The sequence below is a fragment of the Cognatiluteimonas profundi genome (assembly GCF_009792795.1).
In the GTDB taxonomy this organism is placed as follows: domain Bacteria; phylum Pseudomonadota; class Gammaproteobacteria; order Xanthomonadales; family Xanthomonadaceae; genus Cognatiluteimonas; species Cognatiluteimonas profundi.
Genome location: NZ_VKHQ01000005.1, coordinates 411,777 through 433,763, shown reverse-complemented (window position 1 = coordinate 433,763; position 21,987 = coordinate 411,777). Strand labels below are relative to the sequence as shown.

Here is a 21,987-nt window from a genome sequence, read left to right as displayed (position 1 = left end):
GGGTCCTGCACCACCGCGGGCCTTGTGGCTGCAGCCCGGGGGGCAGACACTGGGTCGCAGGGGTGAAGCACATGCGTCGATGCTGGAGCGCCGGATTGTTTCTGCTGCTGGCTGGCCTGGCCGGCACTGTCGGTGCGCACGAAAGCGGCATCGCCAGCCTGGCGCGGGTTCGCTCGCCACAGGCCCCGGCGGCCATGGTGCCGGGGCTGTCGCCGGCCGCATTCGAGACCAGCGCGCGACATGATCGGCTCGATGGTGCCGTCGGCGGCAGCGGCTGGTGGCGACTGCAGCCATCGACCTCGAGCGGGGAACGGCTGCTGCTGGTGCTCCACCCGTTCAGCGCCCGGCTGACGGTGTTGATGCCGCCGGATTACCGGCCGCAACGTCAAAGTATCTTCGACCCGCAGCTGGACCCGCGCTATTCGCGCCGCGCGCTGGTCTTCCCGATCCGGGGCGACGGGCCGATCTTCATTGGCGTGGAGCACGCGCGCTATCCCCTGCAGGTCGCGGTGCGCAGTGTCGATGCGTACGCGGTGTCCGATCGCAGCCACCTGCAGGCCCTCTACAGCACCACCGGTGTCCTCATTGGCGTGTGCCTGGTCGCGCTGGTGTTCTGGCTGGTGCTGAGCGACCGCGTCTACCTGCTCTATGCGGGCTGCATGGCAGCGCAACTGCTCTACGTGTTGTGCGCTTATGGCGAGGCCTATGCACTGCCAGGGCTGCGTGGACTCGGCCGGCTCGGCGCCGCCGGCATCTGGCTGGTCGCGACACTGGCCACCATCGTGTCGGTGAGTTTCCTGGTGGATTTCGGCGAACTGCGGGCCCGGACGCCGCGCCTGAGCCGCGTGCTGGTGTGGGTCGGTTGCTACGCACCGGCGCTGACCCTGGTGCTGCTGGCGGCGCCATGGCCGCAGGACAAGAGCTGGTTCCCGAACCTGGGCAACGCACTGCTGATGCTGGCCAATGCCCTGGCGATCGTCTGCCTGCTCCTGGCATGGCGGCGGGGCGGCCGCTACGCGGGGATGATGCTGCTGGCCTGGGTGCCGCTGGTCGCCGTCTCCACCGCGCGCGCCGTGCAACTGAGCTCCGGCACCGCGCTGACGCCGCTGCTCGAATATGGGCTGCCACTGGTGCTGGCGTTCGCCGCCGTGGTGCTGATGCTGGGCATGGCCAACCGGATGCTGGCGTTCCGGCGCGAACGCGATCGCGCGCAGCTCGAAGCCGAGCGCGACCCGCTGACCGGCGTCCTGAACAGCGCCGGCATCAAGCGCCGACTGGACTGGGCGCTCGCGGCTTCCGAGGCAAGCCACCAGCCGCTCACGGTACTGTTCCTGGATATCGACCATTTCAAGCGCATCAACGACAGCCACGGCCATGCCATCGGCGATGCCTGCCTTGGGGCGCTGGTCCGCATCATCACTGCCGAATTGCAGTACGGCGATCACGTCGGCCGGCTGGGTGGCGAGGAATTCCTGTTGGTGATGCCAGGCGTCAACCGACGGAGCGCGCGCGATACCGCCGAGAGCATCCGCCGCAGCGTGGAGACGCGTTGCCGCCAGATCGCCGGCGTCCCGCTGGAGATGACGGTCAGCATCGGCGTCGCCGACAGCCGGCCCGACGACACCGTCGGCGACCTCATCGCACGCGCCGACGCCGCGATGTACGCGGCCAAGGGCGCCGGGCGCAACCGCGTGGTCAGCGCCCACGCGACCGAGCCCGTCGCGACGGGCTGACCTGCCGGAAAGGGCCCGGAGGCTTCAGTAGGCGGGGATCGCCGGATCCATCCGTGCCCACGCATCGATGCCGCCGTCCACGTTGTAGACCTCGGTGAAGCCCAGCTGCCGGAAATGTTCGGCTGCCTGGCCACTGCGGTTGCCGTGGTGGCACAGGAACGCCAGCGGCGTGTCCTTCGGCAACTGCTCCAATGCGGCAGTGCCCTGGTCCAGTGTCGAGAACGGCGCCTTGATGACGGCGAACGCGCGCTCCTCCGCCGGCCGCACGTCGACCAGCGTGATCGCGCCGGCCGCCAGCTTGCCTGCGGCTTCCATCGGCGACAGCGCGCGGACCGCTGGCGGTGCATTGGGGTTGTCGATCACCAGTCCGCGACCGCGTGCATCGTCGACCCAGTCGATGGACAGTCCGTCCGCGCGACGCGCCGATGCGGCATCGAACTGCACGCGGATCCCGTCCACGACGGCGGCGATCGCGCCGGCGTCGAGCGGTGCCAGCTGCAGGCGGGTGTTGAAGCGCGCATCGACTTCGATCCGCAATGCGTGGCCTTCGCCCGCGTTGCCCAATGCACCGCGCAGCATGTCCATCGCGGCATCGGTGATGCGGATGTCCGGGGGCGTGCGGTCCGGCGGCGGCAAGCCGAGCATCGCGTGCAGTTCGCCGGAACCGGCCATCTGCTCGATGATGTCGCTGCCGCCGACCAGCTGTGCGTCGATGTACAGCTGCGGGATCGTCGGCCAATCGCCATACGCCTTGATGCCGTCGCGGATGCCGGGATCCGCGAGCACGTCGACATGCGCGTAGTCGACGCCGAGCTCGGCGAGCGCGGCGACCGCCTTGGCGGAAAAGCCGCATTGCGGCGCGCGCGGCTCGCCCTTCATGAACAGCACGATGCGCTGGCTGTCCAGCAGGTTGGAGATGCGCTGGCGCATCGCTGGATCGAGCGACATGGGATGACTCCACGGATGGGCCCGATATTTTAAGCGCGCGCGGATAAGGCTGCGTTGAACGGCCGTGTCATCATGCCGCCCATGTCGAACCCCGCGTCCCTGGATCGTCCACCGCGCCATCCGCATGCCTGGATTTTCTTCCTGCTGGCATCGCAGGCGCTGGCCGTGGTGGTGTGGTGGCGGGTCGGGTGGGTGGTCGGATTGCCGCTGCTGATGGCCAGCCACCTGCCGTTCTGGTGGGGCACGCTGTGGCCGCGGTCGCGGATGTTCTGCCCGGTGCTGACGCAGCTGCCGACGACGGAGCGCGCGGTGTGGCTGACCATCGACGATGGCCCGTCGTCGCAGACGCTGGCGATGCTGGACCTGCTCGATCGGCATTCGGCGCGCGCGACGTTCTTCGTCGTCGGCGAACGCGCCGCCGCGCATCCGGAACTGGTGCACGAGATCGTGCGGCGCGGACATGGCATCGGCAACCACAGCACCACGCATCCGTCGCACTGGTTCTGGGCCTTGCCGCCGTGGACGATGCGTCGGGAGATCGAGCGCGCGCAGGGCATCCTGCACGACATCACCGGCGTGCGGCCGCGCTGGTTCCGCGCCGTCGTCGGCATGTCGAATCCGTTCGTCGCGAACGTGCTGAAGGACCAGCGACTGACGCGCGTGGCGTGGAGCGCGCGCGGCTTCGATGCCGTCGTCGCCGACGTCGAACGCGTGGTGCGGGACGTCGAAGCCCAGCTCGCGCCCGGCGCGATCGTGCTGATGCACGAGGGCGCCGCGCATGGACGCAACCTCGATGCCATGGCCTTGCTGCTGCAGCGACTGGATGCGCTGGGCTATCGCACGCTGCTGCCCGAATCGCTCGAGGTTCCAGTGCCCGCTCCGCTGCCTGCGGCGGTGGTGCAGGCGGAACAGGCCTAGCAGCAGCGACGATTCGTGCGCAGCCGTCAGGGTGCCTGCGCGACCACCATCCAGTTGTTGAACGGTGTATTGCCCCGCAAGGGCGTGAAAGCGACTTGCAGCCCCGCGTTTGCAAGCGTGGCGCGCAGGTCATCGGCGCGGGGGTAGTGGTGTGGCGCGGCGTTCATCCAGCCCAGCAGGTTGGCGATTCGATCGAACGTGCGGGTCAGCCACATGCGCCGACTGCCATCCTCGATCCCGGTGCGGATGACCAGTCGCGATCCGGGAACCAGCATCGCGATGGCTGCGTCGAGCAGACGCCGTTGGGCGGCATCGTCCAGGTACTGCAGCACGTCCAGGATCGCCACGCTGCCGGCGTGCACCGGGAAGGTCCGCGCGAGGTCGACCACCTCGAACACGACACCGTCGAGCGCCGCCGTGCTCGCGGCGCGCCGCGCTTCATCGATCTTGCCGGCGTCGTTGTCGACGCCGCGATACGCCAGCGCGAGGCCTTCGGCGCGCAGCGCATGGGCCAGCAATCCGATGCCGCAACCCAGGTCCAGCAACGGGCGCTCGCTGCCGCGCAAGGCACTCGCCACGCCCGGATACAACGGGTCGCTGCCGAGCTTGATGCGGCTGTAGTGGTAGTGCCAGCGATTGCCGTACCAGCGTTGGGGCAGGAATGCGCGCGCGATCCGCGTCGCGACGACGCCATCGAATGCCGGCGTGCTATCCATGCGCCAGCAGCCGCCTGGCAACCGGAAGTGCGGCGTCGGTCCACAACGCATGCATGGCTGCCGATGGATGCAGGCCGTCGTCGGCCAGCATGGCCGGCTCGGCCGCGTGTTCGCGGTAGATCGTGCCGATGTCGACGAAGGCCACGCCGCGGCCATCGCAGATCGTGCGTGCGGCCGTGTTGTACAGCTGCAGTTCGCTGGAGATCAGCGTGCGGTCGCGCCCCGACGCCGCGCCGAATGGGGTCAGGCCCCAATCCGGGATCGCCAGCACCAGCACGCGATCGGCGCGGCCACCGGCCAGCCAGATGGCGTGGCCGAGCAGGTCGGCGAACTGCCTGCGGTAATCCTGCAGCGAGCGGCCGCGATACTGGTTGTTGACGCCGACCAGCAGGCTGACGAAATCATGCGGCGCCGGCGACTGTGCCGCGATCGCGGCCTGCAGTTCGTCGGTGGTCCAGCCGGTCGTGGCGATGACATGCGGATCGGCAAGCGGGATGCCATCGCTGCGCAGGCGCGCCGCCAACCGCGTGGGCCAGCGATCCGCCGCGTCGATGCCTTCGCCAATGGTGTAGCTGTCGCCCAGCGCCAGGTAGGACAGCGTTCCGGCTGCATGCGCCGGTGGCGACGCATGTCTGCTGGACGTTGTCACCGGCGGCACCGGATCACGCGACCGCTGCCATGCGCACGGCAGGTGCCTGCGCGCGACGCGACAGCACGCGATCGATGCGCTGGAAGACGTCGCGCAGTACGTCGGCCTCCGGCAACAAGGTCACCCGGAAATGCAGGCGATCGGGTGCGTTGAAGCCAGAACCCGGAACGATCAGCACGTCCTCGCGCTCGAGCATCTCCAGGGCGAAGGCGTGGTCGTCGAAGCCATCGGCGGCTTGCCCGACCACCCCCGGGAATCCATACAGCGCGCCGCGCGGCGACACCAGGCGCAGGTGCTCGCTGGCCGCGCAACTCTCGACCAGCGCTTGTCGCGTCGCATGCAGGCGCCCGCCGGGGCGACACAGGACGCCGATGGTGTCGTCCCCGTGCAGTGCCTGCTCGATGGCGTATTGCCCGGGAACATTCGCGCACAGGCGCAATGCGCCCAGCAGGTCCATCGCATTGTGGAAATCCTGGCTGGCAGTCGCATCGCCACTGAGCACCGCCCAGCCGACGCGCCATCCGCAGGCACGATGCACCTTCGACAGGCCGCCGAAGGACAGGCAGGGGACGTCGCCGGCCAAAGGCGCCAGCGGGTGGAAGGGCACCGCGCCGGGCTCGTCGCCGTAGACGATGCCGTCGTAGATTTCGTCGGCCAGCAACAGCAGGCCGTGCCGCCGGGCGATGTCGACGATGCGCTCGAGCAGCGCGCGCGGATACACCGCGCCGGTCGGGTTGTTGGGATTGATCAGCACGATCGCGCGCGTGCGCGGCGTCACCAGCGCCTCGATCTCGTCCGGGTCCGGCAGGAAGCCGTCGTCGGCCCGGCAGCGGTAATACACCGGGCGGCCGTCGTTGAGGATGGTCGCGGCCGACCACAGCGGATAGTCGGGCGATGGCAGCAGCACCTCATCGCCGTGGTTGAGCAGCGCGCGCAGCGACAGGTCGATGAGCTCGCTCACGCCATTGCCGATGAAGACGCGATCGGGCGACGCATCCGGCGTGCCGCGCGCGGCATGGAATGCGGCGATGGCTTCGCGTGCCGCGGGCAGGCCCTGCTGGTGCGTATACGGGTCGGTCTGCGCGATCTGCCCGGTGATGGCGCGCTGCAGGTGCTCGGGCGCGCGGAATCCGAACGCGCCCGGGTTGCCGATGTTGAGCTTGATCAGCACGCGGCCCTGGGACTCGAGTTCGCGCGCGCGCCGCGACAGCTCACCGCGGATTTCATAGCGGACCTGGGACAGGCGTTCGCGGGTTTTCAGGCGGTTCGCGGACATCGACGGGGGCGGGCGGCGGTGGGCAGGCAAGCCTAGCGGATAAGCCGGGAGCGGGCGACGGCGACGCCGGCCGACGCCTGGATCGATCCCTCGGTCCCGGCGCGGCCCCGTAGAATGCGGCCATGACCCTGCATCCGACCCCGTGACACCGCTGCGCGCCATCGGCTGGCCGCATGCCGGGCCGGTCACCGACCCGCAATGGATGGCGGTGCTGGCGGCGCATCCGCAGGCGCGCCCGGCGCGGGTTGTCGAGCAGCATCGCTCCGGCTACATCGTCGCCGAGGGTCCCGGCGAGGGTTATGCCACCCAATCGCCGCCCGAATGGCAGCGCGCGCCGAGCTACAAGCAGGGCGCGCTGCCCAGCGAAGGCCGCGCCGCGGTCGGTGACTGGGTGCTGGTCGAGGGCGAGGGCGGCATCCACGGCCGACGCCGCAGCCAGATCGTGGCGCTGCTGCCACGCTATTCGGCGATCAAGCGCGCCGCCGCCGGCGAGCATTACAAGCAGCAGGTGATCGCGGCCAACATCGACACGGTGTTCGTCGTCTGCGGGCTGGATGGCGACTTCAACCCGCGCCGCATCGAGCGCTACCTGTTGCTGGTGCAGGGCAGCGGCTGCACGCCGGTGGTGGTCCTGACCAAGGCGGACACGGTGGACGACATGGCGGCCGCGCTGGATGCGCTGGTCGGCAGCGTGGGCGAAGCGGTCGCCGTGGTGCCGGTCAATGCCAGGGACCCGGCGAGCGTCGACGCGCTGCTGCCCTGGCTCAAGCCGGGGTCGACCGCGGTGCTGGTCGGTTCATCGGGCGCCGGCAAGTCGACGCTGACCAACACGCTGCTTGGCACCGACCGCATGAAGACCGCCGCCGTGCGCGAGAACGACGCGCGTGGCCGCCACACCACCACGCATCGCGCGCTGCTGCCGCTGCTCACCGGTGCCTGCCTGATCGACACGCCCGGCATGCGCGAACTCAAGCCGACCGGCGAGGAAGACGTCGCCGAGAATTTCGCCGACATCGATGCGCTGGCCGACCAGTGCAAGTTCCGCGATTGCCGCCACCAGGGCGAGCCCGGATGCGCCGTGCGCGCCGCGATCGATGCCGGCAGCCTCGCCGCGCAGCGCTATGCGCATTACCTGAAGCTGGGCGACGAGGTCGCCGAGGCGGCCACCAAGCTGGCGACGCGGCTGGCGCAGAAGGCCGAGCAGGCCACTGGCAAGCCCTCGCCCAAGCGCTCCGAACCACGGAACGGGCGCCGCTGACGACTGGTCGATATCGTGATGCGTCGAGCACGCCTGTCGACCGGCGCGTGCGGACAAGCCTGCGCCGGTATGCGATGGTCTGCCGGTGGAGCTAGCCCCCGACATCGCCCACCACGCCGCGCTGGACCAGCGCATGGTCCGCGCCGTGCGCGGGATCAAGCTGCTGAACATGGTCAGCTGGCCGATCGAGGTCCAGCACGCGTTCCTCGCGCAATGGGCGCGCGGCGAGACCGCATTACCCCGGCACGCGTATCCGACGCTCGATTTCAGCGAGGCCCGCCGCGAACTCGATGCGATCGCCGCGCAGGCCGATCCGCAGCATCCGCTGGGCCGTTACCTGCGTGAGTCGGCGCGATCCTGGGCGATCGCCGCAGAACTGCTCGAGGCACTGGGCACGCCCAACGTCACCGCGCACTCCATCCGCCTGTTCGGCCGCCCGGACGAACCGCTACCGGGCAACGGCCCGACCACGCGCGAGGCGGCGCGCCACTTCATCGACATCGCCAACGAGCTGGACCGCGAACTGCTGGCGCCATCGGAGCAGGTGATGATCTCGGCGACGGCCTTGCAGCTGCAGTTGCAGGCGGACCTGGATGATTTCTTCAACGAGCGCCTGATCGACGTCGTGCTCGACCCGCACCTGATCGCCAAGGCCGCCGCCGGCGCCACCCGCATCCGCCTGCGCTCGGGCGCGGCATTCAGCGATTACGACCGCCACCAGCTGCTGCAGCACGAAGCCTTCGTGCATTCGCTCACCGCCCTGAACGGACGCCTGCAACCGTTGCTGCCGAGCCTGGCGCTGTCCTCGCCGCGCACGACGGCGACGCAGGAAGGCCTGGCGACCTTCGCCGAACAGATCACCGGCAGCATCGACATCGAACGCATGAAGCGCGTGAGCCTGCGCATCGAGGCGGTGGCGATGGCGCTGGACGGGGCCGACTTCATCCAGGTGTTCCGCTATTTCCTCGACGCCGGGCAAAACCAGGTCGAGAGTTTCTCGTCGGCGCAGCGCGTGTTCCGTGGCGTGCCGCTGACCGGCGGCCATGCCTTCACCAAGGACACGGTCTACCTGCGCGGATTGATCGGCGTGCACACGTTCTTCCGCTGGGCGCTGCGGCAGGGCAAGTTGCGCCTGTGCCGGCAGTTGTTCGCGGGGAAGATGACCCTGGGCGACGTGCAGGCCTTCGAGCCGCTGTTCGAATCGGGCGAGCTGCTACCGCCGCGCTGGTTGCCCGAGTGGGTCGCGCGCGCCAACGGATTGGCCGGCATGCTCGCGTTCTCGCTGTTCGCCAACCGCATCCGGCTGGACACGATCGCCGACGAGCGCGCGGTGCTCGACCTCTAGCGCATGGGCGACAGCCGGCCGTCGTCCAGCACGACGAAATCCGCCGGCGCACCCGCATCCACGACAGTGGCGCGATTGCCGATGGCGACGCCGTCGTAGGACTGGATGTCGTGGGTCAGCCGTCGCAGGATCCACGCGTCGCGGGGATCCCGCGGCTGCAGGCGCACCGGGCCAACGCGCCTGCGCAGGACATCCGCCAGCGCCGGCGAAAACACCGCCTGCACGTCGCCGACGCGGCGCAGCTGGCGCATCACGTTGACGCCATGCCACACGCTGACCACGGCGACCAGGACGATCACGCCGCGGCCCCATCGCGGCGCGAATCGCCAGCTGCCGGCAACAACCACGGCGGTGATCGCGGCGAAGCCATACGCGTACTGGTTGCCACTGCCCGCCAGCAGCAGCACCGGCGCCAGTGCCGCCACGCCGCCGAGCAGGAACACCGCCGTGAGCCGGCGACTGCTGCGCCACACTGCGATCAGCAGCAGCAGCCACAGCACCGCCGCCGCGATGACGCTGCCGCCGATGCCCATCGCCAGCGTCGTGGACGCCTCCAGCTTCTGCGGCAGCAGCGGGAACCATTGGTATTCGAGCCAGCGCAGCGGCACGTGCGCGAGCGATGGCGCGTATTGCGCGCCATCGCGTGGTGCGTGCAGCAGCGCGTCGATGCGCAGCGCCAGGTAGATCGCGGCCACGCCGCCCGACGCCAGCATCGCGACCGCCCAGCGGCGCTGGCGTCCATCGAACCACCACGCCAGCGCCAGCAGCAGCGGAATCGCGAGGGCTGCTTCCTTGGCCAGCAGCCCGATGGCGGTCGCCAGTGTCGCGACGATCGCCGCTCGCCATTGATGGCCGGTGCCGGCGATCAACAGGCCCGCCAGCAGGGCGCAGGACAGCCACGCCAGGTCGCCGATGGTTGCCACCCAGCCGTGCACGTAAACCGCGTACGGACCGAGCGCGAACACCAGCGCCGCGATCGCCGCCGGCAACGCCGCCAGGCCGAAGCGCCGCGCCAGCGCACACAGCAGGGCGGCATTGGTCGCTCCCCACGCGACCAGCAGCGCATGCAGCGCCTGCGGCCGTGCGAACAGCTCCCGCGACAGCCACAGCCACAGGTTGAAGGTCAGCGGCCGGTACTGGAAGGCGTCCACGCCGATCCATGACACCCACGGGATCGGGCCGCTGTCACCGGCGAATGCGGCCCATTGCAGCTCGTCGTGGCTGAAATAGCCCGGGTTGCGCGCCAGCGGCAGTTGCGCCAGCAGCACCAGCGCGAAGACAGCCGCGGGCGCCCAGCGCTCGATCCACCCCTGCAGTCCCCAACGCCCCATGCCCACCTCCGTCGTGGCCGGCATTCTGCGCGATCGGCGATGGATTGCCGCCCATCCGGCACGCGCGACGCGGCCGCGGGCGCATCCGCGCGAAGCAGCCAGCCGAGCGTTTAGAATCAAGCGCCCGTCCGCGGCGCCTCCACCGATGCCTGATTCCCCGTCGTCCAGCAGCCCTGCAGCCGGTTCCACGCCGGGCCCCGCCAATCCAGGCGAGGAGCTCAAGCAGGCGGCGCTCGACTACCACCGCAGCGAGCCGCGCGGAAAGATCAAGGTCGTCCCGACCAAGCCGATGGTGTCGCAGCGCGACCTCGCGCTCGCGTATTCGCCCGGCGTCGCCTACGCCTGCGAAGCCATCGTCGCCGATCCCAATGCCGCCAGCGAGCTCACCGCGCGCGGCAACCTGGTCGCGGTGATCACCAATGGCACCGCCGTGCTCGGCCTGGGCGACATCGGCCCGCTGGCCGGCAAGCCGGTGATGGAAGGCAAGGGCATCCTGTTCCAGAAGTTCGCCGGCATCGACGTCTTCGACATCGAGCTGGACGAACGCGACCCGGACAAGCTGGTCGACATCATCGCGTCGATGGAGCCGACCTTCGGCGGCATCAACCTGGAGGACATCAAGGCACCGGAGTGCTTCATCGTCGAGCGCAAGCTGCGCGAGCGGATGAACATCCCCGTCTTCCACGACGACCAGCACGGCACCGCGATCATCGTCGGCGCCGCCGTGCTCAACGCGATCGAGATCGTCGGCAAGAAGATCGAAGACGTGAAGCTGGCGACGTCCGGCGCCGGTGCCGCCGGCATCGCCTGCCTGGACATGCTGGTCGCGCTGGGCCTGCAGCCCGCGAACATCCTCGCGGTGGATCGCGAAGGCGTGCTCTACACCGGCCGCGACAAGCTCGATCCCGACAAGGCCCGTTACGCGCGCGACACCGACAAGCGCACGCTCAGCGAAATCGTCGCCGGCGCCGACATCTTCCTCGGCCTGTCCGCCGGCGGCGTGCTCAAGCCGGAGATGGTCGCGACCATGGCCGACAAGCCGATCATTCTCGCGCTGGCCAATCCCTATCCCGAAATCCTGCCGGAAGACGCCAAACGCGTGCGCCCGGACTGCATCATCGCCACCGGCCGCTCGGACTATCCGAACCAGGTCAACAACGCGCTGTGCTTCCCCTACATCTTCCGCGGCGCGCTCGACGTCGGCGCGACCGAGATCAACGAGGCGATGAAGCTCGCCTGCGTGCGCGCGATCGCCGCGCTGGCGCGCATGGAATCCTCGGACCTGGGCAGCGCTTACGGCGGCGACGTGCCGAAATTCGGCCCGGAATACCTGATCCCGCGTCCCTTCGACCCGCGCCTGCTGGTGATGCTGGCGCCGGCCGTGGCCAGGGCAGCCATGGCATCGGGTATCGCCACGCGCCCGATCGCCGACTTCGACGCCTACGAGGAGAAGCTCGGCCAGTTCATCTATCGCACCGGCCTGCTGATGAAGCCGGTGTACGACCGCGCGCGCAGCGACCGCCAGCGCGTGGTGTATGCCGAAGGCGAAGAGGAAGTCGTGCTGCGCGCGGTGCAGACCGTGATCGACGAGGGGCTCGCCACGCCGATCCTGATCGGCCGTCCCGATGTCATCCAGGCGCGCATCGACCGGCTCGGTCTGCGCATGCGCGCCGGTGTCGACTTCGAACTCACCAACATCAATTCCGATCCGCGCTTCGACGATTACTGGCAGCAGTACCACGCGCTGACCGAACGTCGCGGCGTCACCCCGGCGGCGGCGAAGAACCTGCTGCGCTCGCGGCCCACGCTGATCGCATCGCTCATGGTCGAGCGCGGCGAAGCCGATGCCCTGATCTGCGGGCTGGTCGGCCGCTACCACAAGAAACTCGGCTACCTGCGCAGCGTGTTCGGCCTGGATCCCGGCGTGCAGAGCACCTCGGCGATGACCGGCGTCATCAACGAACGCGGCGTGTGGTTTTTCCTGGATACCCACGTGCAGCTCGACCCGAGCGCCGAGCAGATCGCCGAGGCCACCCTGCAGGCCAGCTACCGGCTCAAGCTGTTCGGCATCGAGCCCAAGGTCGCGCTGCTGTCGCACTCCAATTTCGGCAGCCACAGCGACGCCAGCGCGACCAAGATGGCCCGCGTGCGCGAACTGCTGAAGGCCCGCGTGCCCAAGCTCGAAGTCGACGGCGAGATGATGGCCGACACCGCGTGGGACGAAGACCTGCGCACCCGCATCTTCCCCAACACCACGCTCAAGGGCCGCGCCAATTTGTACGTGATGCCCAACCTGGATTCGGCCAGCATCACCTACAACATGGTGCGGATGATGACCGACGGCGTCGCCATCGGCCCGATCCTGATGGGCATCGACCAACCCGCGCACATCCTCACCCCCGCATCGACCCCGCGCCGCGTGGTCAACATGACCGCGATCGCCGCGGTGGAGGCGCAGATCAGGAAGGGGCAGCGGGGGTAGGGGTTAATTCAAACCGCTGGGCCGTTCCGCTCTTCGTAGGAGCGGCGTAAGCCGCGACCGAAGCCCGAAATGCGCCGAGCCGCGCTCTTCGTAGGAGCGGCGTAAGCCGCGACCGGAAGCCCCATCACGCACTGGAAGCTCGTCGTAGGAGCGGCGTAAGCCGCGACCAGAAGCCCCGCTACGCACTGGACTACACCCAGGCCGCGTCCCAAAGCGAATAATCGCCCACACGCCGCACCAGCCCCGCGCGCACGGGATTGAGCACGATGTAGCGCGCGACATCCACCGTGCTTTCTTCAGTTCGCAACGCCCGATCGTGATAACCACTCGCCCACACGCCCGATAACCCTGGCCGCTCAACGCGCACCTGGCGCGCGACATTCGCCTTCAACATCCGGATCGTCTCCGACAGGCCACGTCCATCGCCCAACTCGACCAGGCCATGCCAGTGATCGGGCATCAGCACCCAGGCCAGCAAGGCCGAGGACGCCCATGGACGCGGATCGGTGATTGCCCTCGCGGCGATGACTCCGATCTCCCAATCACCAAACAAGGGGATCCGCCCGCGTGTGACCGTGGTGACGAGGTATCGCTGGCCGCTGCGCGACGATCGCCCACGTCGCAGTGCCGAATGGCCGTGGGGGCGCGGGATGTAGGCTTCCATGCGGGGACCATGCGGCGCTCCGCAGTCGTGAGCTATCAGCGGATGGCGTCTGACGGCCTAGGAATCTCCCGGCCGCGGCTTACGCCGCTCCTACGAAGGGCGGGCGCTCGACGCGTTTCGGGGCTTCTGGTCGCGGCTTACGCCGCTCCTACGAAGAGCCATGGGGCCGAAGGGCGGCGCCAGCGGCTTTGCTAGAATCCCCCGACTAAACCCACGAAAAAAAGCGCAGCCAGCAGGCCGCGCGGAGCACCCGATGAACTGGCTCAACGAACTGCTGCTGGACGATCCCGATCCGACCGAGACCCGCGAGTGGGTGGAGTCGATCAAATCCGTCATCGACCACGACGGCGCGCAGCGGGCGCACCAGTTGCTCGAAGGCATGGTCGAGCTGACGCGGCGCGCCGGTGCGCACCTGCCGTTCTCGCCGACCACCGAATACATCAACACCATTCCCGCCGGCCAGGAAGCGAAAGCGCCCGGCGATTCGGCGATGGAGTGGCGCATCCGTTCGATCATCCGCTGGAACGCGATGGCGATGGTCGTGCGCGCCAACCGCAAGCCCGGCGACCTCGGCGGCCACATCGCGTCGTTCGCGTCCGGCGCCACGTTGTACGACGTCGGCTTCAACCATTTCTGGCGCGCGCCGACCGCCGAACATCCCGGCGACCTGCTCTATATCCAGGGCCATTCCTCGCCCGGCATCTACGCGCGCTCCTTCCTCGAAGGCCGCATCAACGAGTCGCAGCTGGATCACTTCCGCATGGAAGTCGACGGCCGCGGCCTGAGCTCGTATCCGCATCCGTGGCTGATGCCCGATTACTGGCAGACGCCGACCGTGTCGATGGGCCTTGGCCCGATCGCCGCGATCTACCAGGCGCGCAACTGGAAGTACCTCGAAGGCCGCGGCCTGATGCCGAAGACCGACCGCAAGGTCTGGTGCTTCCTCGGCGACGGCGAAACCGATGAGCCCGAATCCCTGGGCGCGATTTCCGTCGCCGGCCGCGAAGGCCTCGACAACCTGGTCTTCGTCGTCAACTGCAACCTGCAGCGCCTCGACGGCCCGGTGCGCGGCAACGGCAAGATCATCCAGGAGCTGGAAGGCAACTTCCGCGGCGCCGGCTGGAATGTCATCAAGACCATCTGGGGCAGCTACTGGGATCCGCTGCTCGCGCGCGACACCGACGGCAAGCTGCGCCAGCTGATGATGGAAACCGTCGACGGCGAATACCAGAACTGCAAGGCCTTCGGCGGCAAGTACACGCGCGACAACTTCTTCGGCAAGTATCCGGAGACCGCCGCGCTGGTGCAGAACCTGTCCGACGACGACATCTGGCGCCTGAACCGCGGCGGCCACGATCCGCACAAGGTCTACGCCGCGTACCACGAGGCAGTGCACACCACCGGCATGCCGACGGTGATCCTGGCCAAGACGGTCAAGGGTTACGGCATGGGCACGGCGGGCGAAGCACTCAATCCCACGCACGGCACCAAGAAGATGGACGACGCCGACGTGCGCGCGTTCCGCGATCGTTTCCAGATCCCGGTGACGGATGCGCAGCTCGCCGACAAGGTCATTCCGTTCTTCCACCCCGGCGAGAAGTCGCCGGAAGTCGAATACATGCACGAGCGCCGCAAGGCCCTCGGCGGTTTCCTGCCGCAGCGCCGCCGCAAGTCCACGCAGGCGCTCGAAGCGCCCAAGCTCGCCGTCTACGACCGCCTGCTCAAGACCAGCGGCGAGCGCGAGATCAGCACCACGATGGCCTTCGTGCAGGCGCTCAACATCACCCTGCGCGACAAGCAGGTCGGTCCGCGCTGCGTGCCCATCGTTGCCGATGAAGCAAGAACATTCGGCATGGAAGGCCTGTTCCGCCAGCTCGGCATCTATTCCCCGCTCGGACAGAAGTACAAGCCGGTCGATCGCGACCAGCTGATGTACTACCGCGAGGATTCCGCCGGGCAGGTGCTCGAGGAAGGCATCACCGAGTGCGGTGCGTTCTCGTCATGGATGGCCTGCGCCACCAGCTACAGCACCAATGACCTGCAGCTGATCCCGTTCTACATCTACTACTCGATGTTCGGCTTCCAGCGCATCGGCGACAGCGCCTGGCAGGCGGCGGACATGCGCTCGCGCGGCTTCCTGCTCGGCGCCACCGCCGGCCGCACCACGCTCAACGGCGAAGGCCTGCAGCACGAGGACGGCCAGAGCATGGTGCAGGCCGGGCTGATCCCCAACTGCCGCAGCTACGACCCGACCTTCAGCTTTGAGGTCGCGGTGATCCTGCAGTACGGCATGCAGCGCATGCTCGCCGAGCAGCACGACGAATATTTCTACATCACCCTGATGAACGAGAACTACGCCCATCCGGACATGCCGGAAGGCGCGGCCGACGGCATCATCCAGGGCATGTATTTGTTCGCCGACGCCGGCAAGGGCAAGAAGGGCGAACTGCGCGTGCAGCTGATGGGCTCCGGCACCATCCTGCGCGAAGTCATCGCCGCCGCCGAACTGCTCGACCGCGACTTCGGCATCAAGTCCGACGTCTGGTCCTGCCCGAGCTTCAACGAGCTCGCGCGCGAAGGCATCGACGCCGAACGCTGGAACCGCCTCAACCCCGAAGCCGCGCAGCGCAAGCCCGTCGTGACGCAGTTGCTCGAAGGCCGCCAGGGCCCCGCGATCGTCGCCACCGATTACGTGCGCGCCTATCCCGAACAGATCCGCGCCTACGTCCCGATGCGCTACAGCGTGCTAGGGACGGATGGGTTTGGGCGCTCGGATACGCGTGAGAATCTGCGGAGGCACTTCGAGGTGGATCGCTTCCATGTTGCGCATGCCGCGATCGCGGCGTTGGCGGCGGACGGGAAGATGACGGGGAAGGATGTGGCTCGGGCGATCAAGCTTTACAAGATTGATGCGGGGAAGGCGAATCCGATCGGGGTTTGATGATTACGAAATGGGGGAGCACGCGTGGCGAATATTTCGATTGGAAAGGACGACGCTATTCACGCGGCGGCAGACCAGCAAATCAAAGATCGTCAACATGAAGTCAAGTATGACCTTCGTGACTTTACGGTCGACTACCTTGTAAAGGCCTATAAAGACGATCTCTTCTTTATCCCAGAATATCAGCGCGAATTTATTTGGCCTGAAAAGAATCGTTCAAAGTTCATCGAGTCGGTGATTTTGGGCTTGCCGATCCCGATGTTATTTGTCGCTGATATGGCGGATGGTCGCCTTGAAATTGTGGATGGCGCTCAGCGGATTCAGACGCTTGAGCAGTTCATGAATGGTGATCTGCGCCTGTCAAATCTGTCACTCCTCGACCAGCTCCAAGGGTTCAGATTTGAAGATCTTTCCACTGCGCAGCAACGCAAGCTGCAGACGCGTGCGCTAAGAATTGTCGTCCTTGAAGACGGGACCTCTGAGGACATTCGTCAAGAATTGTTTCACCGAATCAATACGCAGTCGGTGCGAGCAAGAGGTAGTGAGGTTCGACGAGGTAGTTTCCAGGGGCCCCTCATCGAATTCATTCAACAATGTGCGAAGGACCCCCTCTTCAGGCGTCTATGCCCAATAAGCCCATCGCTGATTAAGCGGAGGGAGGATGAAGAACTCGTAACTAGGTTCTTTTGTTACTCGGATCGCTATAAAGCGTTTAAGCATGACGTGGACAAATTCGTCGACGAGTTTGTCGCCCAGCATCGGAACGACTTTGATGAAAATCGCATGCGAAGCGAGTTTGAGGGGATGCTTGAGTTCGTAAGCAAATTTTTTCCAAATGGATTCGCAAAAACAAAATCAGCGACAAGCACTCCCCGTGTGCGGTTTGAGGCAATAGCAGTAGGGGTCAATCTAGCCCGTAGGGAAGATCCAAAGTTGGTCCCTGCTCATCTGCCGGTCGAATGGGTTGATTCTCCGGAGTTTGTTGCCAAAACCACTACTCACGCTTCGAACTCAGGCCCCCGATTGAGAGGTCGAATCGAATTCGTGCGGGATAAGCTGTTGGTCGGCTGAGGGTCGGACGATGCTGAGCGTCCAGAGTGATGCTGATAGGCGGTTTGCGGAAGTAGGTCTGTTTATAAAATTTTTGAAGGAATTGGATAAAGCTCCTCGAAAAACGGGAGAGAGGTTTCCTTCTGCACGGCCATCGTCTCCAATTCTTAAGGCGTGTACATTTTTGCTTTTGTACAACGTCATTGAAAGCTGCGTCCGCTCTGCGCTAGGCCAGACGTACGAAGAAATTCTTAACGATGGAATGCGCTATACCGCGACCACCCAAAAAATTCGCGACCTCTGGCTTAAGCAACAATTAGATGTTTCCGCCGACTCTGCTAACCATCAGACGTACATCACGTTGGCCACGAAAGTGGCAGGCGCTATTTCCGATGGCGACGTAATACGACTCGACTCGCGAAAGCTACCTATCTCGGGAAACCTAGACAGCGATGCGGTTCGCGTCTTGTGCGCAAAACACGGAGTTAACCTAAAGGTTGCAAAGTGGGCTAAGGGCGGCGTTGAAATGACGACCATTAAAGATCAGCGCAATGCTCTTGCTCATGGCCTCAAATCGTTCTCCGAGTGCGGAAGAGATTACGCAGTCAAAGATCTTGAGAGAATTTACAAGCAAACGCAGCACTTCTTGAACGGATTTGTTCGAAGCGTGGGTAAATTCAACGCTGAGCATCGGTACAAACAACGCTGATTTCCAGAATCCATGAATCTTGGACAACTTATCTCCTGAGAAGCGAAGCTGGCAGATGAGCCGAATTCGGCAAGCTCACACTGCGCCGGAACTTGTCGTGCGCCGCGTGATCTTTGCTTTGGGCTATCGATTTCGATTGCATGATCGAAATCTTCCTGGCTCACCCGATATCGTCTTTCGTTCGCGGCGCAAAGTCATTTTCGTTCACGGATGCTTCTGGCATAGACATGTGGGATGTCGACTAACGACATCCCCGAAGACAAGACAAGAATTCTGGCAGGAAAAGTTTCGCGCGAATCAGGCGCGCGACCAGAAGGCCGTAGCGGCCCTGCGCGCACTTGGTTGGGAAACGATGATCATTTGGCAATGCGAGGCGAAGCCAGGCACTAACCTAGTAGTGAGGATTCGGGACTTTTTAGACGCGTGAGGATATTAGAAGGCGGCAAACTTCGACGCATACAGCGTTGCGATGCGGCCGATCATATTTGCGTAGTTGTCGCCATCACTACTGGTCGGGGCCGGAGGCTTAGTCCAAATGGTGCAGGGACTGCCATCGTTCCTAAAGTCGACGAGGACAATGCCGACGGCGTCGAATCCTTGATCTCCAGGTTTCGAGCGGCGGCGAATCTCGCGTACCTTCGCGACGGTTCGATCTGCTGCCTTAGGCTGTGGCTCTACATTCCACTTTGCGGGCTGCTCGGAAATTGAGTGCTTATTGTTGCTCGTCGACAGGAACTCACCGGAGGCGTTGATCGTTACAAGCGCGGCTGCGATCGCCGCATCCGTGTCGCCATGGATGGTTTGATGGCTTGAGTCGAGCTCGTCGTGAAGCCTAGGTAGAGCCTTGATGTGGGCGGTCATTGTCGCCTTTGCTTCAAGGGCAATATTGACGTTACCGACGGCGACTACTGGAACCTCTGGTAAGTCGTCTAAGTCGGCCTGTTCTGCGGGCGTCAAATGAATCCCGCATTCTTCAGCAAGCTGGCTGAAAGTCTTGTTTAGCCTAGCGTCCCCTGCTTTGCGTGGAGTGCAGACGACCAAGTCAAGAACCTTCTTCCGGCTCGTTTGGAAGTCTCGCATTTCGTGATTGATGCCAAACCCGACTTTTCCCGCGACGACATGTTGTCGAAGGAGCGGACAGTGCTTAAGAAGATCGAACATGATCGCCCAACACGCAATTTTCGAGTGGCGATCGCTTTGAGAATGGTATTGCCATACGTTACCGAATTTATCGGCGATCGCGGTCTCGCTGATAGACCGCGCCATTATGTCGAGTCCGAGCATTCGCAACGCCTTGGCAAAGGGATTTGGCTAAGCAATTCGAGCCTTTCGCGGCGTCACGTTTTGCATGCCGGTAAGGTGAGCTTGCAGTGTTTTCAAGAATTGTGGAGGAAAGCGCAAGCCTCCCCGCTCGGCACGGCTAAGAAAACCCGCCGTAGCCTTCGCTGACAATGGCGTAAGGGGGTGCAGTAGGAAGTTCTCCAGCGACTGATACTTGCGAACTACTGGCCACTCACTTGCGGCTACTTGCATGCGTCCATCGCCCATATTCCATCCGGCGACGGGCCACGACTTTCCGACGTTCATCGGCGTGACGATAAATTCGCCGAGTTCGCCAGGCTTAGCCAGACGCTTCCCAATCCATTCGGCCGCACGAACATTGACGGCGTTTCCAACCAACTTCCAGCGAGCGCTGGTTCGGGCCACTCTCTCGGCTGGCTTGGTCCATTCTGAAGGAAATCCCTGCAATCTCTCTGCATCACGCAGATCGGGCGTACCTACGGTGCCGTCGGGCAGTACGACGGCCGGCGCGGAAGGAATTCCTAACGAGGAACCGCCCTTTAATGTGGGAATCGCATCGACCGCCCACCCCAAACCTCGAACTCCTTCGGTCCAGTAGAACCCACAAGCTACCGAACGGAAGTCGCCTCTTTCGGATTGGTCGCCAGCTTCATCCGCGAAAAGTACGGTGCGAGGATCGCCAACTAGACTTGCAAGAAAATAAACACGCCGACGACGCTGCGGCAACCCGAATGCTCTGGAATCTATTACGCGGTAGACCCAGCGATAGCCCAGTTGTTCGAAAGCCGTCGCGATGACGTCCATCGCCCGACCGGAGGAGAGTTGGAGCATGAACGGAACATTCTCAAGCAGCACCCAAGGCGTTCTTTGGGCTTTGATTAGTCGAATTACCTCGCCAACTAATCCGGAGCGCGACCCTTCGATGCCTGCCGTTTGTCCAGCCTGACTTAAATCTTGGCAAGGGAAGCCGGCAACGACCAACGTCGTCTCTTTCGGCAACCGGGCAAGCGTTCGAACATCGCCGTGCGGGCAAATATCGAATCTCTGTTCCAGGACGGCAGACGCAGCAGCGTCGTTCTCGCACAGAAGGCGGGTCACATGGCCAGCTCGCGTCAAGCCTCTTTCGAGACCGCCGATGCCAGCGAACAGGCCTGCAACGATGTGCTGCATAGGTTCGGATGACCCCCCTCTTGGTTCGGCGGCCAGATAGGACGATGCCGTGTTTGTAGTTTGGTTCATTTGGATGCCTCTGTCTGCCCGCGCTGAGCCTAAATCGCCCCCGGCTCACCGCTTGCGACGGGCTTGGTCAGAACAGGGGTCAGAGTGCACTTTCGCTGCGCTCTGACACCGCACCTCTTGGCCGGCGCGACCCTGACCCGCATCAGGCGGGCTTGAGCCCGCCCTACACTTGCCTCGCCTTTCGCGACCAAAGGGGACGGAGGCAGTTAACCCACCTTGAGCAGCCGGTCGCCCGAAAAGCTGGCGGGTTGAAACCCGCCCTACGACGCCACCGCTTTGGTGCGTATCCGGGATAGGTGGTCGTGAGGCTGTGGCGGTTTCGCCTGCTACCGCTTCAACTCAAACACCGGATATGTTCTCTGACCCATTTAAGGCCGCTACTCCGCCGCGTCGCCCTCCTCGGCGTACTTCTCATGCAGCTTCGAACCGGGGTCAGAGTGCACTTTCGCGTTGTACCCACGCCTGATCGCAAGACGATGCAACCCACGTAAGGCGGGTTGAAACCCGCCCTACACCTGCCTCGCCTCTTGTAACCGTAGGGTGGGCCCGGCCCACCACGTGCGGCCCGTTGGCGATCGGCTACTCGCCCGCATCGCCCTCTTCGGCGTACTTCTCATGCAGCTTCACCGGCGGCGACTTGCGCTGGCTGCGGCGGCGGATCATCAGGTTGATCATCTCGACGAAGACCGAGAACGCCATCGCCGCGTAGATGTAGCCCTTCGGGATGTGCTGGCCGAAACCGTCGGCGATCAGCACCAGGCCGATCATGATCAGGAAGGCCAGCGCGAGCACCTTGACGGTCGGGTGGCGCTCGACGAAGTCGCCGATGGGTCTGGCGAACAGCAGCATGAAGGCGATCGAGATCAGGATCGCGGTGGCCATCAGCCAGCGTTCGTCGACCATGCCGACGGCGGTGATGATCGAGTCCAGCGAAAACACGATGTCGAGCACCATGATCTGCGCGATGACCGCGCCGAACGTCGCCGTCACCACGCCGACGGTGACTTCCTCGGTGGCGCCCTCGAGCTTCTGGTGGATCTCGTGCGTGGCCTTGGCGATCAGGAACAAGCCGCCGCCGACCAGGATCAGGTCGCGCCAGGAGAAATCCTGGCCGAGCGCCGAGAACAGCGGCGCGGTCAGCCCGACGATCCACGCGATGGCCATCAGCAGCCCGAGCCGCGTCACCGCCGCCAGGGTGATGCCGAGCCGGCGCGCCTTGTCACGTTGTTGGGGCGGCAGTTTCCCGGCCAGGATCGAGATGAAGATGATGTTGTCGATGCCCAGCACCAGCTCCAGGGCGGTGAGGGTGGCCAGCGCGATCCAGATCTCGGGGTTCGCGAGCTGTATGGCGAGCTGTTCCATGCGGGGCGTCTCCGAAACCGGGGTCAGGGTACATTTTCAGCTGCTGCGCCCAGGCAACCTTGGC

18 protein-coding genes are annotated in these 21,987 nt (G+C 65.2%); 9 read left to right on the top strand and 9 right to left on the bottom strand.

All coding sequences use genetic code 11. From position 1 onward, the window contains the following. Positions 1–71 precede the first annotated feature (71 nt). Positions 72–1,733: a sensor domain-containing diguanylate cyclase gene (locus tag GST15_RS11905; protein ID WP_159017489.1), complete on the top strand. Its 1,662-nt coding sequence runs from the start codon at positions 72–74 to the stop codon at positions 1,731–1,733. A 24-nt stretch (positions 1,734–1,757) separates the two neighbouring features. On the opposite strand, the gene grxD is transcribed toward GST15_RS11905, so the two are convergent. Continuing rightward, entirely contained in the window at positions 1,758–2,681 is a 924-nt protein-coding gene (gene grxD, locus GST15_RS11900; protein ID WP_159017488.1) for a Grx4 family monothiol glutaredoxin, read from the bottom strand. 81 nt (positions 2,682–2,762) lie between these two features. Between grxD and GST15_RS11895 the strand changes: the two genes are divergently transcribed. After that, a complete protein-coding gene (locus tag GST15_RS11895; protein WP_159017487.1) occupies positions 2,763–3,599 on the top strand; it encodes a polysaccharide deacetylase family protein in 837 nt (278 codons plus the stop codon). Between the two features lie 26 nt (positions 3,600–3,625). Here GST15_RS11895 and GST15_RS11890 read toward each other — a convergent pair whose 3' ends face one another. The 3 genes from GST15_RS11890 to GST15_RS11880 are packed head-to-tail and all read right to left on the bottom strand — an operon-like array spanning position 3,626 to position 6,240. Further along, positions 3,626–4,315: a class I SAM-dependent methyltransferase gene (locus GST15_RS11890; protein WP_159017486.1), complete on the bottom strand. Its 690-nt coding sequence runs from the start codon at positions 4,313–4,315 to the stop codon at positions 3,626–3,628. After that, positions 4,308–4,964: an SGNH/GDSL hydrolase family protein gene (locus GST15_RS11885; RefSeq protein ID WP_233263171.1), complete on the bottom strand. Its 657-nt coding sequence runs from the start codon at positions 4,962–4,964 to the stop codon at positions 4,308–4,310. The genes GST15_RS11890 and GST15_RS11885 overlap by 8 nt, the downstream gene beginning before the upstream one ends. Positions 4,965–4,977: 13 nt before the next feature. Then, entirely contained in the window at positions 4,978–6,240 is a 1,263-nt protein-coding gene (locus GST15_RS11880; protein WP_159017485.1) for an aminotransferase class I/II-fold pyridoxal phosphate-dependent enzyme, read from the bottom strand. Positions 6,241–6,382: 142 nt separating this feature from the next. On the opposite strand from GST15_RS11880, the gene rsgA reads away from it, so the two are divergent. Beyond that, the gene (rsgA, locus tag GST15_RS11875; protein WP_233263170.1) at positions 6,383–7,498 is read left to right on the top strand and encodes a ribosome small subunit-dependent GTPase A; all 1,116 of its coding nucleotides are present in this window, start codon (positions 6,383–6,385) and stop codon (positions 7,496–7,498) included. A gap of 133 nt (positions 7,499–7,631) precedes the next feature. Further along, entirely contained in the window at positions 7,632–8,843 is a 1,212-nt protein-coding gene (locus GST15_RS11870; protein ID WP_159017548.1) for a flavohemoglobin expression-modulating QEGLA motif protein, read from the top strand. Here GST15_RS11870 and GST15_RS11865 read toward each other — a convergent pair. Beyond that, on the bottom strand, positions 8,840–10,198 hold the full coding sequence (locus GST15_RS11865; RefSeq protein ID WP_159017484.1) for a hypothetical protein: 1,359 nt from the start codon (positions 10,196–10,198) through the stop codon (positions 8,840–8,842). The genes GST15_RS11870 and GST15_RS11865 overlap by 4 nt on opposite strands. 121 nt (positions 10,199–10,319) lie before the next feature. On the opposite strand from GST15_RS11865, the gene GST15_RS11860 reads away from it, so the two are divergent. Continuing rightward, positions 10,320–12,656, top strand: coding sequence for an NADP-dependent malic enzyme (locus GST15_RS11860; protein WP_159017483.1), 2,337 nt, complete (start codon positions 10,320–10,322; stop codon positions 12,654–12,656). A gap of 190 nt (positions 12,657–12,846) precedes the next feature. Here GST15_RS11860 and GST15_RS11855 read toward each other — a convergent pair whose 3' ends face one another. Further along, on the bottom strand, positions 12,847–13,320 hold the full coding sequence (locus GST15_RS11855) for an REP-associated tyrosine transposase (RefSeq protein WP_159017482.1): 474 nt from the start codon (positions 13,318–13,320) through the stop codon (positions 12,847–12,849). Positions 13,321–13,573: 253 nt separating this feature from the next. On the opposite strand from GST15_RS11855, the gene aceE reads away from it, so the two are divergent. The 4 genes from aceE to GST15_RS11835 are packed head-to-tail and all read left to right on the top strand — an operon-like array spanning position 13,574 to position 18,447. Further along, positions 13,574–16,261 (top strand): pyruvate dehydrogenase (acetyl-transferring), homodimeric type, encoded by a 2,688-nt coding sequence (gene aceE, locus GST15_RS11850; RefSeq protein ID WP_159017481.1) that lies wholly within the window; start codon positions 13,574–13,576, stop codon positions 16,259–16,261. 24 nt (positions 16,262–16,285) lie between these two features. Further along, complete coding sequence (locus GST15_RS11845) at positions 16,286–17,332, top strand: DUF262 domain-containing protein (protein ID WP_159017480.1); 1,047 nt, start codon at positions 16,286–16,288, stop codon at positions 17,330–17,332. A 10-nt stretch (positions 17,333–17,342) separates the two neighbouring features. After that, positions 17,343–18,020, top strand: a complete 678-nt coding sequence (locus GST15_RS11840; protein ID WP_159017479.1) for an MAE_28990/MAE_18760 family HEPN-like nuclease — start codon at positions 17,343–17,345, stop codon at positions 18,018–18,020. Positions 18,021–18,039: 19 nt separating this feature from the next. After that, on the top strand, positions 18,040–18,447 hold the full coding sequence (locus tag GST15_RS11835; RefSeq protein WP_159017478.1) for a very short patch repair endonuclease: 408 nt from the start codon (positions 18,040–18,042) through the stop codon (positions 18,445–18,447). 5 nt (positions 18,448–18,452) lie between these two features. Here the strand turns inward: GST15_RS11835 and GST15_RS11830 are convergent, their stop codons facing one another. From GST15_RS11830 to GST15_RS11820, 3 genes are all read right to left on the bottom strand, one after another. Then, complete coding sequence (locus GST15_RS11830; RefSeq protein ID WP_159017477.1) at positions 18,453–19,304, bottom strand: hypothetical protein; 852 nt, start codon at positions 19,302–19,304, stop codon at positions 18,453–18,455. A 27-nt stretch (positions 19,305–19,331) separates the two neighbouring features. Then, positions 19,332–20,561 carry a DNA cytosine methyltransferase gene (locus GST15_RS11825; RefSeq protein WP_199268771.1) on the bottom strand — a complete coding sequence of 410 codons (1,230 nt, stop codon included), beginning with the start codon at positions 20,559–20,561 and terminating at the stop codon, positions 19,332–19,334. A 579-nt stretch (positions 20,562–21,140) separates the two neighbouring features. Continuing rightward, positions 21,141–21,923, bottom strand: coding sequence for a TerC family protein (locus GST15_RS11820; protein ID WP_159017476.1), 783 nt, complete (start codon positions 21,921–21,923; stop codon positions 21,141–21,143). Positions 21,924–21,987 lie beyond the last annotated feature (64 nt).